The following is a 15,295-nucleotide window of genomic DNA, read 5'->3' as shown; positions in this document are numbered from 1 at the left end:
ACTAAAGAAGCAGTCAGGCCACTTCCATACGTGTCCAGAACCGGTCGCCAAACTGTGAACCGAGCTCCTGGGCCGATCGTACCAGATGATCGCGCACCTCCATAGCGCCTGCCGAAGAGAGCGAGCCGGCTGGGAACGAAAGACTATATCCGTAAGCTTCTTTCCCATCTGCCGACGCGATGGAGACACCGATCGCCCTAACGTCGGAGACCGAACTCATGTCTAGTTCGATCCATCCTTGCCCTCTAACCTGCTGGAGAACCTCCAGAAGCTCGTCTAGAGATTGGGGAGCGCGTGGATAGAACGCATTGAACTGATCCTTGTAGAGCGCGCGCACCTCATCATCAGTCATGCGACTGAGCAAGCAAATCCCCCCGGTTATCGAATGCGCCGGCATCCGATATCCGGCATTCCATGAGTAGCGAAACGAGTGTTTCCCCTGGATGGATTTGAGGGCGATTATGGGTAATCTGGGGGTGAGATCATACGCGAGACTACGGTCGATCGACCGGTCGATCAATCTCATTTTGAGTGTAACGTATGCCCGCTGGAGTCTCATTTGAAGCGTAAGGTGTTACACTTCAATCTCACACAAGCAATTGAAATCACTCACTGCGTGAGTCCCAGTTTCAAACATAAATCGACACCTGTCCTTCGCGGATCACGCCGTCGACGGGCACCTTCGCACCTGGACGCAGCACCATGTGATCGCCGGGTTGCAACTGCCGGACGGGCACCTCCGTCACCGAGCCGTCCGGCTGCCGCAGCAGCGCCGTGTCGGGCCGAAGACTCATCAGCGCCTCGACCGCCCGCCGCGCCCGGCCCATGACGCGGTGCTCCAGCGTCGTGGAGATGCTGAACAGCGTCAGCAGCACCGCGCCTTCCAGCGCCGCGTCAACCGCCGCCGCCGCAACCGCGGCGATGACCATGAGAAGGTCGATGTCGAGACTGCGCTCCCGCCAGAGGGCGGTGAGGGCGCGGATCGAAGCCGGCCCGCCGCCGAAAACGTAGACGATTGCAAGGCCGACCGGTCCCCAGACGCCTGGGAGGCAGAATGCATCCAGGGCGGCGAGGCACATTCCCCCAATGGTGAGGGCTGTCGCCACTGTCATCATTCGAACGGAAGAACGCTGTTCCATGCAGTTTCCTGGCTGTGCCGGGTCGGGCGGCAATGGCTGGGTGAAGAGAGCGATGACAATGTAGCGGGAGGAACTGATGAAGTCCTGGGACGATCCGGCCGATTAATGCCTCCACAACGTGGACTGATAAATCTGCCGGCTGACAAGCATGGGCGAGTGCAAGCTGCTGGGGCAGTTCAACGAGATATCCAGTAGCGACCCGTGCAAAGATTGACAACAGATGCTAATCAGCGTAGCTACGTAATCACGCAGATATATGCATGTTGGAGCCACCTATCGACCGCATGGACATTGTGGCAGGGGATGAGAGTGCCCCGTGCTGGCGCTCGTCATAGGTCGACTAGTGTGCTCCCTAATTCAATAGTGGAAGGATAGTCCCGTGAGCTATACTCTTGACCGCATCATTGCAGATGTCTCCCTCGATGAGATCGATGCGCGTACCCGCAAAGCTCTTGCCGATCACGGTTTTGGCGTGCTGACTGAAATTGATGTTCGCACGACGATGAAATTGAAACTCGGGATCGACATGCCCGGATATCGTATCCTTGGAGCCTGCAACCCAAAAATGGCCTATCAGGCAATTGGCATCGAGCCTCGGGTCGGCGCAATGTTGCCCTGCAACGTCATCCTGCGGGAGGTCGATACTGGGGTGGAGGTCAGCGCCGTCGATCCGGTGGCCTCCATGCAAGCAATCGATAACGCGGCACTGAAAGAAGTCGCAGGCAAGGTCGGAGATATGCTTGCCAAGGTTGTCGGCGAGATTTGAAACGACAATATTGAACAACGCCCCGTCAGCAATCCACGCATCAACAGCTCTGCGCTCCAAGACAATTCTTTGGAAGGCATGCCCTGCGGGCTCGCGGCTGGTCCGCAGGGCTAGGAGCCGCTGCGCTGCAGAATGTATGCGTCGCGTGAGGATGGACGCCTGCTTGCAGCCGAGATGGTTGCGCCGGCGGCCGAACATATGGTCAGCTTCTCGCGCTGTCGATTGGCGAGAGACTGACCGTGCACGATCTGCTTCGCATGCCGTTCAACGTCCTGCGATGGGAGAGGGCCTGTCCGCGGAGTTGCGCATGGCCCTGCGCGAACTGTCGGCCTGCAACATATCCGATCTCGTCGGCTGCGGGTCGATGGGTGCCAAGGCGCTGGAGTAGCGCAAATGACGCGAGGTTATTGACCAAGGGTGGCCTGTAAGGATCTCCTCGTCTACATTGCTGGAGGAAATATCGACTGAGGATTTCGCGTTCATGATCTAAGCGGTTGTTTTGCAGGCCGTAACAGATGCCCAGGGAGGTAATGATGGTGCTTTCAATCGACAGGAAAGAAGATCGGGATCATTCTGAGGAGATCACGACAACAATACTCGACCGGCTATCCATTTCCGATCGACGTGGCTTCCTGAAAAGTACCGGCCTGACCGCCATTGGCGCAGCGCTCGGAATGGCGGTGCCTTTTGGACGCCACTTCCCCGATGGTCTCGTTCCCGCGGCGTTCGCGCAAGATACCGGCGCTGACTTGATGTCGGAGAAGGACGGCCTGACGGTGCACAATGACCGGCCGCTCAACGCCGAGACACCTGCACACCTGCTGGATGACGACATCACGCCCTATTCGCGGCTGTTTGTGCGCGCCAACGGCCTCGTTCCGCAGTCGGCGCTCGACAAGGATGCGAGCGACTGGACGCTCACTATCGACGGCGAAGTAGAAAACGAGCTTTCCCTCACCATCGATGACCTCAAAAGCGATTTCGAGCACGTCACCCTGGCGCTGGTGCTCGAATGCGGCGGCAATGGCAGGGCATTCTTCCAGCCCGGCGCTTCGGGCAACCAGTGGACGGTCGGCGCGGTCGGGTGTCCGCAATGGACAGGCGTGCGGCTGCGAGACGTTCTTGAAAAGGCTGGCGTGAAATCTTCGGCCGTCTATACGGGCCATTACGGCAATGACGTCGATATTTCTGGAGACCCCGACAAGGTGGTGATTTCGCGCGGCGTGCCGATCGAGAAGGCGATGGAGCCGGAAGCCCTGATCGCATGGGCGATGAATGGCGAGGACATTCCGGCGCTGCACGGCTTCCCGATACGTCTTGTCATCCCTGGCTATCCAGGCTCGGTGTCGCAAAAATATCTGACGCGGATCTGGATCCGCGACAAGGAGCATGACGGGCCGAAGATGGGTGGCTATTCCTACCGCATGCCGAAATATCCGGTGGCGCCCGGAACCGAGGTTCCGGAAGAGGATATGGAAGTCCTTACGGTCATGCCGGTGAAGTCGATCATCACCGCGCCGGCGACAGGCGCGGAAGTGACACAAGGACAGGCCGTAGAAGTGCGCGGCCATGCCTGGGCGGGCGATGGTGACGTGAAGGCGATGCATGTTTCGCTCGACTTCGGCCAAACCTGGCAGGAGGCCACGCTTGAATCGGCCCCGAACAAATATGCCTGGCAGCGCTGGCGCGCCGAGGTGACGCCGCCGGAGCAGGGCTACTACGAGGTGTGGGCGCGGGCGACGGACATGAACGACGTCACGCAGCCCGCGGTCACGCCCGGATGGAACCCGCGGGGCTATGGCAACAACATGATCCATCGCATCGCGCTGTTTGCCAGCTGATCGGACTGATTGTGAATTTCCACCTTCTTTTGAGAGCAGCTATCGCTTGCGCCGCGGTGACAGGAGTTTCACTGTCCGCCGCAGCGCAAGAAAACGACTTTCGCACCGGCGAAATTCTGCTCGCCCAAGCAGCCGGTTACGATCCGATGCGCCCGGCAATGCCGTTACCGGGTGCTTCTCCGCGCCCTGAAGGCAACCCGGAATTCGACGGTTTGATCGACGGTCCGGGCGCGGAAGACACCTTTTATATGTGTTCGGCCTGTCACTCTATCGCCCTGGTGAAGCAGCAACGCCTGTCGGACGCGCGCTGGGATTATCTATGGACCTGGATGATCGAGGACCAGGGCATGGCCGATCCGGGTGAGGAGTTGCGGGAAACCATTCTCGACTACTTGAAGGAGCACTACTCGTCGGAACGGTAACCAGGCCACTTGCCTGAATCGCTCCCCGTGTCCTGCAGTTTCTGGATCCCAGTCAGCAGGCCTTCGCGCGAAATCTCACCCATATGGACAGACTGGAGCGCTCCGTCGCTGCCGATGAAGAATGTCGCTGGCAGGCCGGGAACCTCGTAGTGGCGTCCAAACTCGCCAAGCGAATCCAGAACCACATGGTCCAGTTCGAGGTTTTCAGTGGTGAGAAAGCGCTGGATGACGTCCGCGCCTTCGCCCTGGTTGACGAACACCAGCCGGGCGTCGTCGGTGTTCGCTGCGACGTCCGCCATCATCGGCATTTCGCGCCGGCAGGGCGGGCACCATGTCGCCCACAGATTGATGACCGTCGGTTGGCCTTCCAACATGGTTGGCTCGAACGGCTCGCCGGCTAACGTGCGGAACATGCCTCCCGACGGCAGCGGGGTAGCCGGCGCTCCTGCGGTTAGTTGCAGGATGAAGAAGGCTGCATAGGCAGAAATGACGGCCGGCAGCGCCGCCCACAATGCAAGGCGTAGCTCGCTCCGAAATTGGATCAACGTATAGGCAATTGCCAGTGCAACGCCCGCTCCGATCATGAAGCCGCCCTGCCAGATGAACAGGGCGCGCAGTGGATCGGCGAGAAAGTTTTCCCCGTGCTGGATGACGTGTCCGGCACGCGCGCCGAAAATAAAGGCGAGCGTCGCACCCCAGGCCCAGGAAGAGAAGCGCTGGTCGACTTTCCTCGCAAGGATCTCGCTCAGGATCAGAAACACGGCGATTGCCAGAATGGCGGCGAAACGGTCGGGCGCGAAGACCAGCGGGCCGATGGCTATGGCGTTCATGTCAGCGTCTCGCCAGCTCGAGCGAGGCTTTCAGCGTCGCGATCGTCGCGTCGCCGATCAGGCGGGAGCCGCTCGCCTCCTTCGAGTCGCCGTCGAAGAAGATCATGGTTGGTGGCCCGACGACTGCCAGGTCTCGCATCATCTCCTGATTGGTCTGATCGAGCGCGGTCAAATCGACCCGGACGCGCTGGAAGCCGTCGAGACCAGCAATGATCTCGGCATTTTGAAGAACATCGCGTTCAATGGTTTTGCAGATCACGCACCAATCCGCGGTGAAATAGACGAAGGTCGGCCGCCCGTCTGCTGAAGAGATCACCTGCATGAGGTCCGGCATCGATCCGGCTTCGATGAATGTAGTCGATGTTTCAGCGACGTGCTGTTGCGAACCGCCACTGCCGGCGCCGAAATGGCCAAGCGGGCGCAGCGGATCGCCTCCGCCGGACGCCGCGCCGATGGCGAAAATCACGCCGGCGAGAGAGAGCGCCAACCCGGCTGCTTTGCGAAACCGCGGTCCGGCGGCCGCCTCCGCTGTCAAGCGGTCGGCGACGCCGATGAAGACGGCCGCCGTTAGCAACAGGAGCGCCCAAAGGGCGAGGGTGGCCTGGGGCGGCACGATGCGACCCGTCATCCAGATGGCGGCGCCAAGGAAGACGAAACCGAAGACATACTTGATCTGCACCATCCATGCGCCGGCGCGCGGCAAGGCGCGGCTGCCGATCGTGCCGAAGGCGATCAGCGGGATCCCCTGGCCGAGCCCCAGCGCAAACAGGGCGGCTGCGCCGAGATATGCGTCACTGGTCTGGGCGATGTAGAGAAGGGCGGCGGCAAGCGGCGCCGTGACGCAGGGTCCGACGATCAGCGCGGATAGAAAGCCCATGCCGGCGGCCCCGCTGACCGATCCGCGCGATCCGGCGGTTACGCCAGCCATTCGGTTGACCCATGCGCTCGGCAGCTGCAATTCGAACAATCCGAACATCGACGCCGCCAACACGACGAAGAGGACGGAGACCGCGCCGATCGCATAGGGCGATTGCAGCACCATTTGCAGGTTCTGGCCCGACCAGGCCGCGACGATGCCGAGAAGGCCGAAAGCCGCCGCCATCGCCAACACATAGGAAGTGGACAATACGAAGCCGCGCCGCGCTGTCAGCGCCTCGCCCTCGCGCGCCAGGGTTGCGCTGAGGATTGGGTACATCGGCAACACGCATGGCGTGAAGGCGAGAAGCAGGCCGAACACCAAGAAGCTAGCAATCACCCAGCCCGCGCCGCCGATGGCCAGCAGCGAGCCGATCATGCCGCCATTCTGCGTCTCGTCGGCGAGCGTGAAGCCGCCGATTTCTGTATTCCCGGCAGACGGCGATAAAGGCGCGGCGATGCCGAATCCAACGACAGGCTCGGAAAGCTGCAAACTGCCAGTATCCAGCGCCACTGTCATCGGTGGGTAGCAGATGGAATCCTTCTTGCAGCCCTGGTAGGTGATGGCGACTTCGCCGGGCGCATCGGCCCCGAGCCGGGCGACGGCCTCAAGATAATAGACTTCGGACGGCCCGAAATTGGCGTCTTCAGCTTCAACGATACCCGGATCGGTGTGAAGGGCGACTTTTTCCCCTGTTGCTCGGTTCTTTGCTTCCAGATGGTCGCGGTAAAGGTAGTAGCCGTCCTCTATCTGCCAGCGCATCTCGATCGTGTCGTTAGTTTCACGCTCGACTGTGAGGCGGAAAGCTTCTTCCGCTTGCAGCAGATCCTGCTGCTGGGCCGCGGCGGAAAGCGACCAGAGCGCGACGAACAGGGACGTGATTAGGCGAAGGAAGATCTGACGGGGCATAGTCTTTCTCGGCGTATTCCAGTGGTCGACGAAGCCGTCAGGCAGCGTCGCGTGCGTCCTTCACAACCTGTCGGAACCCGGCTTCGTCGAGCGCCGAAGCGACGAGGAACTGCCCTACCAGAAATACGGGTGTGCCGCGCAAGCCCAGCCCCTCTGCTTGCGCGTTGTTGCGTTGGAGCAGGGTGGTGATGTCCGCATCATACTCGTTCGCGTCTGCCTCGAGCTGGGCCATATCGAATCCGGCGGCTTGCAGGGCCTGCCGCATCCTGTCTTCCGGGATTCGGGAACCCTCGATGCCCATCAGGGCGCGATAGGCGTCCTCGTAGCGGTTCTGATATTTGGCGGCGAGAGCCAGCTTTGCGCCATATACAGAGGATTGGGCAAGGATTGGCCAATCCTTGTAGATGTGGCGGATGTTGCCGTCGGATGCGAGCACAGCGCTGAGCGGATCGACCGTGCGCTTACAGAAAGGGCAATTGTAGTCAAAGAAGGAGACGATGTTCAGATCGCCATTCGGGTTTCCACCTATCGGCGCATCCGGATCGTTGAGGATCATTTCCGCGGAAAGATCATCAGCGCCGACCCGTGTCGCAATGCCCGCGCCAATCAAGGCCGTCAGACCCATCAGAATCGAGCGCCGATCCCATGCGGCAGTGGCAAAAGGTGTGGCAGTTCTGTGTATGCGGTGATTCTGCATCATCCGGCTCCGGCTGTTCCATTTCGGCCGAGGTCGACGGTGAACCTTAAGGCGGGCTTAAGGTGCCGCGATATGACGATCCCCTCACCGGCAACGGCGGGACCGCAGGGCGCGTTGATCTGGTTCAAGCACGCACCCGTGTTGCACGAAGATGTCCGACAGCTGCCGCAGTAGGATCCGGTGCCGCCTCACTGCATGATCGCTTTGCCAGGCGATGTCTGGAAATTCTTAAGCTTGCCTTAAGCCTGTCGCAGGATGGCAGGCTTTCTGTCGAGGTGATCTGATGCGCGTGCTTATTGTCGAGGACGATGCCGTTCTTCGTGACGGCTTGCGGGTGGGGCTTGGGATCGGTGGCTTCAACACCGACGCCGTCGAAACCTGTGAGGAAGCCGATGCGGTACTGAAGAACCACGAATTCGACGCGCTGGTGCTCGACCTGATGCTGCCCGATGGCTCCGGCCTTGACGTGCTGAAGTCGATGCGCGAGCGCCGCGATACCACGCCGGTGCTGCTTCTGACCGCGCGCGACCGGGTGGCCGATCGCATCGTCGGGCTTGATGCCGGCGCGGACGACTATCTTGGCAAGCCGTTCGATCTCGACGAGGTTGCCGCGCGCCTGCGAGCGCTTTTGCGGCGCGCAGCGGGCAGGCCGGGTGCGCGGCTGGAATGGAGCGGTCTCAGCCTCGATCCGGCCAAGCAGAAGGTCGAGCAGGACGGTAAGCCTGTGCACCTGTCACGCCGGGAATATGCCGTGCTGCACGCGCTGATGGCCCATCCCGGCCAGATCCTCTCGCGCAGCCGCATCGAGGAAAAGCTCTATGGGTGGCAGGAGGAGGTCGAGAGCAATGCCATCGAGGTCCACATCCATCATCTTCGTGCCAAGCTGGGATCGGACGCGATCCAGACTGTGCGCGGCATTGGCTACCGGCTGGGAGGCGAGATGTGATGCCTTCGATCTCCAAACGACTTTTCATCATCCTCGCCGTAACCACCAGCCTCGTCTGGCTTTCGGCAGTGGTGTGGATTTATCTGTCGACGCGCGCCGAGGTGGAACGGGTGCTTGACGCCAGGCTGATGGAGGCCGGCCGCATGGTCTCCTCGCTTATCGTCAGCCAGGAGATCCTTGTCGATTCGACACCGAGCTCCACCACAGGCCTGCCTTTGCGTGCCCACAGCACCTATGATCGCCAGCTTTCCTGCCAGATCTGGTCATTGCAGGGTGCGCTGATTGGGCGCTCCGATGGCGCGCCTGACGAGCGGCTTTCCGAACACGCTGACGGGTTTTCCGAAACCGTGATCGGCGGCGAGACATGGCGCGTCTACGCCGTCACCAATGAAGAACTCGGCGTGCGGGTCCTCGTCGGCGACAGCATGTGGATCCGCGACCGGCTGGTGAACGATGTCATTCGCGGCCTGCTGCTGCCGGCGCTGCTGATCCTGCCCATCCTCGGCGGGTTGATCTGGCTCAGCGTGCGGCGCGGGCTCGAGCCGTTGCGCAAGATCGCCGGCGACCTCGAGACACGCCATGCCTCGGACCTCAGCCCGATCGACGGTGCGGCGACGGCGACTGAAATCGCGCCGGTGCTGCATTCGCTGAACGGGCTGTTCGCCCGCGTCGCGGGGCTGCGCGAGCGCGAGCGGAACTTCACCGCCTTCGCGGCCCATGAACTGCGAACGCCACTGGCGGGGCTGAAGACGCAGGCGCAGGTAGCGCTGGCCAGCGACGATGCCGCCATACGAAAACAGGCACTGAGCCAGATCGTGATCGGCGTTGACCGAACCTCCAGGCTGGTCCGGCAACTTCTCGATATGTCCTCGCTGGAAGCGTTCGATCAAGTGGAGAGGAAGGGCTCGGTTCGAGCTGGCCCGGTGCTGCGCGCGCTGGCCGAGGAACTGGCCGATCTCGTGCGCGAAGTGACGGTGGAGATCTCTCCGGCACTCGACATGCTCACCGTCGAGATCGAGCCGGAACTGTTCACGCTGGCGGCCCGCAATCTTCTCGAAAATGCGGTCAATCACTCACCGCAGGGCGGCGTGGTGCGCTGCCGCGCAGCAGAGACAGGCGGTATTGTCATCGAGGATGACGGCCCGGGCATCCCGCAGGAAGAGCTGCCCAGAATCACCGAGCGCTTCTTCCGCGGCCGCCACAAGGCCGCCGTCGGCAGCGGCCTGGGTCTTGCCATTGTCGAACTGGCGTTGGGGCGAAGCGGCTGGCAGTTGCAGCTCTTTAACCGCGAGACTGGCGGTCTGAGCGCCGTCATCGGCGTTCATGCCTGATGCGCCACGCACAGCTTAGGTCGTCAGCAGATGCCTCATCGCAGGATCGGCGATCACCACCAGCGGACTGCCGTCACGCACATTGTCGGCGAGGTGGATGACGTCCTGATTGACCATTCGTATGCAGCCCGATGATACGGCCTGGCCGATCGTCCACTCCTCGGGACTGCCGTGGATGCGATAGATCGTGTCCTGGTTGCCCTCGTGGATATAAAGCGCGCGTGAGCCGAGCGGATTGTTCAGGCCTGGATCCATGCCGCCATTGGCGATGCTGACCGGCTCCAGCTCTGGTTGGCGCGCGACCATCTCGTCTGGCGGGTTCCAGCGGGGCCATTCGCGCTTATAGGCGATGTGGCGGCCACGTCCCGCCCAGGAAAACCCGTCCCTGCCAACGCCGACGCCATAGCGGACCGCGCGCCCACCAGGCCGCACGTGATAGAGATAGCGGTTCGGCGTATCGACGATGACGGTGCCGACCCGTTCGTCGGTCGGATAGGCGATTTCAGTGCGCCACCATTTGGGGTCGATCCTGGAGACATCGACAGCCGGGACCGGAAACCGCTCATGGGGCATCGCATAATACATGGGTGGTATTGGACGTGAGGGCGGAGGCGGAGTTGCCGGCGCTGTCGTCTGAGAAGGTCGGGTTGTCGCCGAGCAGCCTCCCAGGACCAGCGCACCTGCACCAATAAGAAACCCGCGCCGCCCCAGCGTATTGGGATAACGAATCTGCGTACTCAAAACAGTGTCCTTGCATCACTTGCTGTGTGCGCAGGACATGGGCGCCACCTTAAGCCAACCTTAAGGGCTGACGGCGGGCCGGCGTGCGACGAGGTCGATAAGGGCCGAAGGCCCGCTATGACCGCTGCCTTCGTGGATCGTCGCATCATGCTCCTGCAGGTGCAGGATTTCGAAGTCGCCGAATGCTGAGATCAGCAGATCGCGCGTATACATATTCTCGGGCTGCGGCGGCCCACCTGTGCCAAGCTCCACCTGCTCGGGACGATAGCCGTGCAACAGCAAGAGCCCGCCTGGTCTCAGGGCGCATTTCATCGCCTCAAAGAGATGCGCCCGCATTGCCGGGTCCGCGAACTGGATGAAGATCGCGACAACGTAGTCATAGGTCTCGCGTGGCCAGCACCAATCGGCAAGATCGGCTTGTTCAAGCTTGATCTCAACGCCTGATTCACGGGCCAGGCGCGCGCTTTTTTCCAGCGCGACAGATGAGGCGTCGATGGCATGTACCTTGAGACCGAGACCGGCGAGAAACACGCCGTTTCGTCCTTCGCCATCGGCGACCGCAAGGACGCTGCTACCCTTTGCGAAGCGATCGGCTTCACGCTTCAGGAAGGCGCTCGGCTCGCGCCCAAATAGATAGTCCTCGCCGCGATAGCGTTCGTCCCAGCGGTTTACCGTCATCCGTAGTTCCTTCAGATCCCCGAAAACGGCGCCAGGCGCCGGATCAGATTGCGTCTTGAAAACGATCCCAGCGATCGGGTCTGATCGTATTCCGCGCCCGTTGCGGCGTCCACGACGAAGAACGTGGGCGGGCCGCTGGCGCGAAGATGAGCAAGAAGCTGGCGATTGGCCTCGTCCATGGCCGTGACGTCCACCTTCAGCAGCGGCACATGTTCAAGATTTCGCCTCACCGTCGGGTGGGAAAGGATTTCGCGCTCGATACGATGGCAGACCGCGCACCAGTCCGCCCTGATGTCCACCAGCGCAAAGCGGTGTTGCCCGACAAGCGCGGCGAGCGCCTGGTGATAGGAAGAGACATCTCGCACCAATTCGCCTGAAGCGGCGGGCACCGGTGTCGCCAGCAGCACAGCCGGCGCGGCAAGGCCGCCCGCCAGAAGCGCTCGCCGCGTTAATCGCGCTCGCTTTTCTTCCCTTGTTTGCGCTGTTTCTGGCTGCATCGTTCCTGCCTCTTGTGACTTTCGGCTTGCTAAAGCGGTCCGAACAGCTCCTCGAGCGCCGCCCCGCGCGGAACACCGCTCTGGAATCTCAGCGATCCGTCGTCGTTTTTGGCAATCAGCCCCGGCGTGCCGCCGAAGCCGAGCTGACGCATCAGCTCGACATTGGCGTTGAGCTGGGCATTACTTTCGTCGGAAATGGTTTCGAGCGGAGCGATCCCGCCTTCGGAATGATGGATTTCGTTGAGGGAAAGAGCGGCTTCCGGGTCCTCAGCCTCGAGGATCGCCGCCGCCTTCGCGGCCGAGTCTGCCCGGATCACGCCCACCATGACATGGCGCAACTGCACCCTGCCGGCCTCGACCCAGGGTCGCGCCGAGGTCCATAGCTGATTGCAGAACGGACAATTGGCGTCAGTGAAGACATAGATGATACGCTCGGCATCGGGCCTGCCATCACCGACCCAGCCGGCGGCCTCCAGCGAGTCCCACGCATCCTGTTCCAGCGGCTCACTGACGATGCGACGCAGCTCTTCGTCAGCAACCGGATTGCCCGCTTCGTCGATCAACGTCCCGATCAGAGCATAGCCGGAGTCAGGCATGACGTAGACGGCAAGCGCCTGCGTACCGGCGCTGGCAGCGAATGCATCGAGACCGCCGGGCACATCGAGCGGACCGAGGATGGTGAGCCCCTGGGCTTTCAGGGTATCGAGCACTGGCGCGTCGGTGTTGCTCGCAGGACTGCCCCCGGGCTCATTGCTATCGCTACACGCGGAAAGCGCGGAGGCAAGGACCGCGGTGAGCAGGAGCTTCTTCATGCTTTTTGGTTCAGCCTGGTACGTGGAGTTCATGGTCGGCCGATCGATCGCTCTCGATCCTTAAGGCAGGCTTAAGGCCGGAACTTCCTCACTCGCGCGCGGTGCCTTGATGTCAGACCATCCGTTTCAGTATCGGGTTTTTCAGGATCAGATGATGGAAAATGACCGCAAGCAGATGAAGGGCTATCAAGGCGATCAGCGGGACCTTCAACACACCGTGAGCGGTCGCGGCCGCCTCGACACCACCCAACCAGGCCGCCATCCCGGACATCGACATGGCGGCGAGCAGACCATAGAGGCTCCAATGCGCCACCTGCGCCGCCATCCGTAGCAGGGCGGGTTCGTTGTCCGGCGGCGGAGGCGCGGCCCTTTGCGATTTCAGGACGAGTCGCCAAGCGACTAGTGCCAGAATCAGCACGCCGCCGGCGACATGCGCCAGAATCAGCGGGTTGAACGAAACCGGCAAGCCATCTGCGGCAGCGTTCCAGGCCTGAGCAATCGGCTCGTTGAACAGATATTGGCCGACGACCAGAACTGACACGGTCCAGTGGAGCGCAATTTGCGTAGTTGAATGGCGCATCGTCTTGGTCATTTAGAGCAGTCCGGCGAGCACAAGCAGGGAAGAAATCAGGATCACGCCCCAGGTGCCAAGGACGCCGAAGCCGCGAAATGGTTTTTGCAGCGGCGAACCCTCAGACGCGGCCATGCCGATCGGGTGAGCGATGCGCGCGAGCACAAGGATTGCGCCGAGTGCGTGAATCCCCCAGGAATCCAGGCCGCCCATTTCATTGAATGCGATCAGGATCAGCCCCAAGGGCACGTATTCCGCAAAGTTAGCATGGCTCCGGATGCGCAGGATCAGCGAGAATTGCCCGCCATCTCCCATTGCAACCTTGTGGTGCGCGCGGGCCTTGACCACCCAGAACGACAGGCCTGTGAAAACCAGACCAAGCAGAGCGGCATAGAACGCCGTCACCTGTGGGAAGACCATCAGAATACCTTTGCTGAACATAAATGATTTGTTTTCGACCGACGATGGCTCGCCAGGCGGGCTATCGGAAATGCTTACTCGTCCTTGATCAGGCGATTGCCGCCACACGGCGATTGGAAGCGAAAGCCATGATGACGAACACGGCCGATCCAACCACACCGCCTGGCACAAGGGCAAAGAGAACCGCAAACAGGACGTCGATGGGTGCGGCGAGAGCGCCGGCTCCGGCCAGGGTCCAGATTGGAACGAGGAAGGTGAAGATAATCGTGGTCACCAGGCCCGCCACAAGCGCGGCAACCAGTGGGCGCCGGGCCGGCGTGTCGTTCTTCCGAAGCGTCATGATGCCGGCCACGATCGCGGCGAGAAGCAGGAGGGCGAGGGCGACGAACCCCCAGAGCCAGCCGCCCATGCTCTCGGAGAGGATGAAATAGATCGTCGTCAAATCGAAATCGCTCATGATGCTTTCTCCCTATGCGCGCCCGCGCAGCATGGCGCGATAGGCCCCGAGCAGGCCCTTTTCCTCGATCAGCCAGGACACCCACAATTCCTTCAGCGGATCGATGAACGGGAAGGAGGGGATCAGATTGCCGTCATAGTCGAACTCGATCAGCATCGCTTTCCCGATGCCGGTGACCATCGGGCAGGAGGTGTAGCCATTGTAGACCGCCTGCGGGCTACGCCCCGCAGTCTCGGCGACGAGGTTGTCGACGACCACGGGCACCTGCCACTTGACGCTGGCGGCTGTCTTGCCGCGCGGAACGCCGGCGATGTCGCCGACAGCGAAGACGTTCGGATATCGCGGATGGCGCAATGTCGCCTTATCGGCCTCGATCCAGCCATCGGCGGCGAGCGCGCCGTCCTGCCAGGGCAGGGGGCTTGCCAGCACCGCATTAGGCGCGCGCATGGGCGGGACAACGTGGATGAAGTCGTAGTCGAGCGTGATATCGCCGCTTTCAGTGGCGTAGGTCGCTTGCTTCGCGCCCGGATCGATCGCCTTCAGCACATGGCTGTAGTTGACGGCGATATCGCGGCCGGCGAACATTTCCGTAACCTTGTCATTGACCGGCGCAACGGAAAAAACAGCGGGATTGTGTGCATTATAAACGAGCTCAACCGCACCGCGGCGACCCCGGCTTCGTGCCTTGTCGTCGGTGATGAAGGTGATCTTGAGCGGCGCGCCGGCGCATTTCATCTCGCCTGCCGGGCGTCCGAAGAGGCCGACACCGCCCGCCTCGATGAAGCGGTCGATTGCGGTCGCTGACGCATTGGCCTGCTCGGGTCCCGCATAGATCGAGGCGATGCCGTCACGGCCGATCAGCGACACGTCCATGCCCTCGATCGCTTCGTAATTGAGGTTAAGTCCGGTTGCGACCAACAGAAAATCATAATCGATCCGCTGGCCGGTGGTGGTCACCACGCCATTTGCGTCGGGATCGAACTCGGCAACGGCGGCTTCGACCCATTCCACGCCGCGCGGAATGTAGTCCACATTTTGCTCCGTCACTTGGGCCGGGGACCAGATGCCGGCGCCGACCAAGGTGAAGCCCGGCTGGAAATGATGTTCCTTCTTGGCGTCGATGATTGTGATAGTCGCGTTTGGCATGGAGCGGCGCAAACGTGAGGCAAGCGCCAGCCCGGCCGCACCTGCGCCCGCTATGACGACGCGGGCTCTGGAATCGGACGTCTGGGCCTGTGCGGCTTCCGTGCCTAAACCAACTGAGGCAAGAGCTGCGGCTCCCACCAGAAATTGCCGTCTTTCCATTTCTCTCTCCCTCGGAA

At 61.5% G+C, this 15,295-nt stretch carries 17 protein-coding genes and 1 pseudogene; 5 read left to right on the top strand and 13 right to left on the bottom strand.

All coding sequences use genetic code 11. The features are described from left to right. Positions 1-13 precede the first annotated feature (13 nt). Positions 14-526: an IclR family transcriptional regulator domain-containing protein gene (locus tag DES43_RS10700; protein ID WP_166647730.1), complete on the bottom strand. Its 513-nt coding sequence runs from the start codon at positions 524-526 to the stop codon at positions 14-16. A 112-nt stretch (positions 527-638) separates the two neighbouring features. Next, positions 639-1,139, bottom strand: a pseudogene (locus tag DES43_RS10695) (P-type ATPase actuator domain-containing protein); the annotation flags it as partial. Between the two features lie 379 nt (positions 1,140-1,518). Between DES43_RS10695 and DES43_RS10690 the strand changes: the two are divergent. The 3 genes from DES43_RS10690 to DES43_RS10680 all read left to right on the top strand — a co-directional run bounded on the left by DES43_RS10690 (position 1,519) and on the right by DES43_RS10680 (position 4,168). Next, positions 1,519-1,905 carry a DUF302 domain-containing protein gene (locus tag DES43_RS10690; protein WP_133675134.1) on the top strand — a complete coding sequence of 129 codons (387 nt, stop codon included), beginning with the start codon at positions 1,519-1,521 and terminating at the stop codon, positions 1,903-1,905. Positions 1,906-2,435: 530 nt separating this feature from the next. Further along, positions 2,436-3,746, top strand: a complete 1,311-nt coding sequence (locus DES43_RS10685; RefSeq protein ID WP_166647729.1) for a sulfite oxidase — start codon at positions 2,436-2,438, stop codon at positions 3,744-3,746. An 11-nt stretch (positions 3,747-3,757) separates the two neighbouring features. Then, the gene (locus tag DES43_RS10680) at positions 3,758-4,168 is read left to right on the top strand and encodes a cytochrome C-552 (protein ID WP_166647728.1); all 411 of its coding nucleotides are present in this window, start codon (positions 3,758-3,760) and stop codon (positions 4,166-4,168) included. On the opposite strand, the gene DES43_RS10675 is transcribed toward DES43_RS10680, so the two are convergent. Genes DES43_RS10675 through DES43_RS10665 form a run of 3 tightly spaced genes read right to left on the bottom strand, consistent with a single transcriptional unit; the run spans position 4,150 to position 7,448 of the window. Then, on the bottom strand, positions 4,150-4,998 hold the full coding sequence (locus DES43_RS10675) for a TlpA disulfide reductase family protein (RefSeq protein WP_133675130.1): 849 nt from the start codon (positions 4,996-4,998) through the stop codon (positions 4,150-4,152). The genes DES43_RS10680 and DES43_RS10675 overlap by 19 nt on opposite strands. A gap of 1 nt (position 4,999) precedes the next feature. Beyond that, positions 5,000-6,823, bottom strand: a complete 1,824-nt coding sequence (gene dsbD / locus DES43_RS10670) for a protein-disulfide reductase DsbD (protein ID WP_133675128.1) — start codon at positions 6,821-6,823, stop codon at positions 5,000-5,002. Between the two features lie 37 nt (positions 6,824-6,860). Beyond that, positions 6,861-7,448 (bottom strand): DsbA family protein, encoded by a 588-nt coding sequence (locus DES43_RS10665; RefSeq protein WP_133675126.1) that lies wholly within the window; start codon positions 7,446-7,448, stop codon positions 6,861-6,863. Between the two features lie 355 nt (positions 7,449-7,803). Here DES43_RS10665 and DES43_RS10660 point away from each other — a divergent pair, with 355 nt between their 5' ends. Continuing rightward, positions 7,804-8,466: a response regulator gene (locus DES43_RS10660; protein ID WP_133675124.1), complete on the top strand. Its 663-nt coding sequence runs from the start codon at positions 7,804-7,806 to the stop codon at positions 8,464-8,466. Beyond that, positions 8,466-9,797 carry an ATP-binding protein gene (locus DES43_RS10655; RefSeq protein ID WP_133675122.1) on the top strand — a complete coding sequence of 444 codons (1,332 nt, stop codon included), beginning with the start codon at positions 8,466-8,468 and terminating at the stop codon, positions 9,795-9,797. Before DES43_RS10660 ends, DES43_RS10655 begins: the two co-directional genes overlap by 1 nt. 15 nt (positions 9,798-9,812) lie before the next feature. Here DES43_RS10655 and DES43_RS10650 read toward each other — a convergent pair whose 3' ends face one another. The 8 genes from DES43_RS10650 to DES43_RS10615 all read right to left on the bottom strand — a co-directional run bounded on the left by DES43_RS10650 (position 9,813) and on the right by DES43_RS10615 (position 15,278). Continuing rightward, the gene (locus tag DES43_RS10650; RefSeq protein WP_133675120.1) at positions 9,813-10,538 is read right to left on the bottom strand and encodes a L,D-transpeptidase; all 726 of its coding nucleotides are present in this window, start codon (positions 10,536-10,538) and stop codon (positions 9,813-9,815) included. Positions 10,539-10,598: 60 nt separating this feature from the next. Next, a complete protein-coding gene (locus DES43_RS10645) occupies positions 10,599-11,216 on the bottom strand; it encodes an SAM-dependent methyltransferase (protein ID WP_133675118.1) in 618 nt (205 codons plus the stop codon). A gap of 11 nt (positions 11,217-11,227) precedes the next feature. Beyond that, positions 11,228-11,713, bottom strand: a complete 486-nt coding sequence (locus tag DES43_RS10640) for a thioredoxin family protein (RefSeq protein ID WP_133675116.1) — start codon at positions 11,711-11,713, stop codon at positions 11,228-11,230. A 29-nt stretch (positions 11,714-11,742) separates the two neighbouring features. Then, a complete protein-coding gene (dsbG, locus tag DES43_RS10635) occupies positions 11,743-12,525 on the bottom strand; it encodes a thiol:disulfide interchange protein DsbG (RefSeq protein ID WP_208110830.1) in 783 nt (260 codons plus the stop codon). Positions 12,526-12,637: 112 nt separating this feature from the next. Further along, the gene (locus tag DES43_RS10630) at positions 12,638-13,117 is read right to left on the bottom strand and encodes a cytochrome b (protein ID WP_133675112.1); all 480 of its coding nucleotides are present in this window, start codon (positions 13,115-13,117) and stop codon (positions 12,638-12,640) included. After that, the gene (locus tag DES43_RS10625) at positions 13,118-13,537 is read right to left on the bottom strand and encodes an MAPEG family protein (RefSeq protein WP_245514551.1); all 420 of its coding nucleotides are present in this window, start codon (positions 13,535-13,537) and stop codon (positions 13,118-13,120) included. It lies immediately after the preceding gene. Positions 13,538-13,604: 67 nt separating this feature from the next. Further along, positions 13,605-13,973 (bottom strand): DUF5368 family protein, encoded by a 369-nt coding sequence (locus DES43_RS10620; protein WP_133675110.1) that lies wholly within the window; start codon positions 13,971-13,973, stop codon positions 13,605-13,607. Positions 13,974-13,985: 12 nt separating this feature from the next. Next, positions 13,986-15,278, bottom strand: coding sequence for an NAD(P)/FAD-dependent oxidoreductase (locus DES43_RS10615; RefSeq protein WP_133675108.1), 1,293 nt, complete (start codon positions 15,276-15,278; stop codon positions 13,986-13,988). Between the last annotated feature and the right edge of the window lie 17 nt (positions 15,279-15,295).

It is taken from the genome of Aquamicrobium defluvii (assembly GCF_004363725.1).
Lineage (GTDB): Bacteria > Pseudomonadota > Alphaproteobacteria > Rhizobiales > Rhizobiaceae > Mesorhizobium > Mesorhizobium defluvii.
Note: the sequence above shows the minus strand (reverse complement) of the source record. Positions and strands in the feature narration are given on the sequence as shown.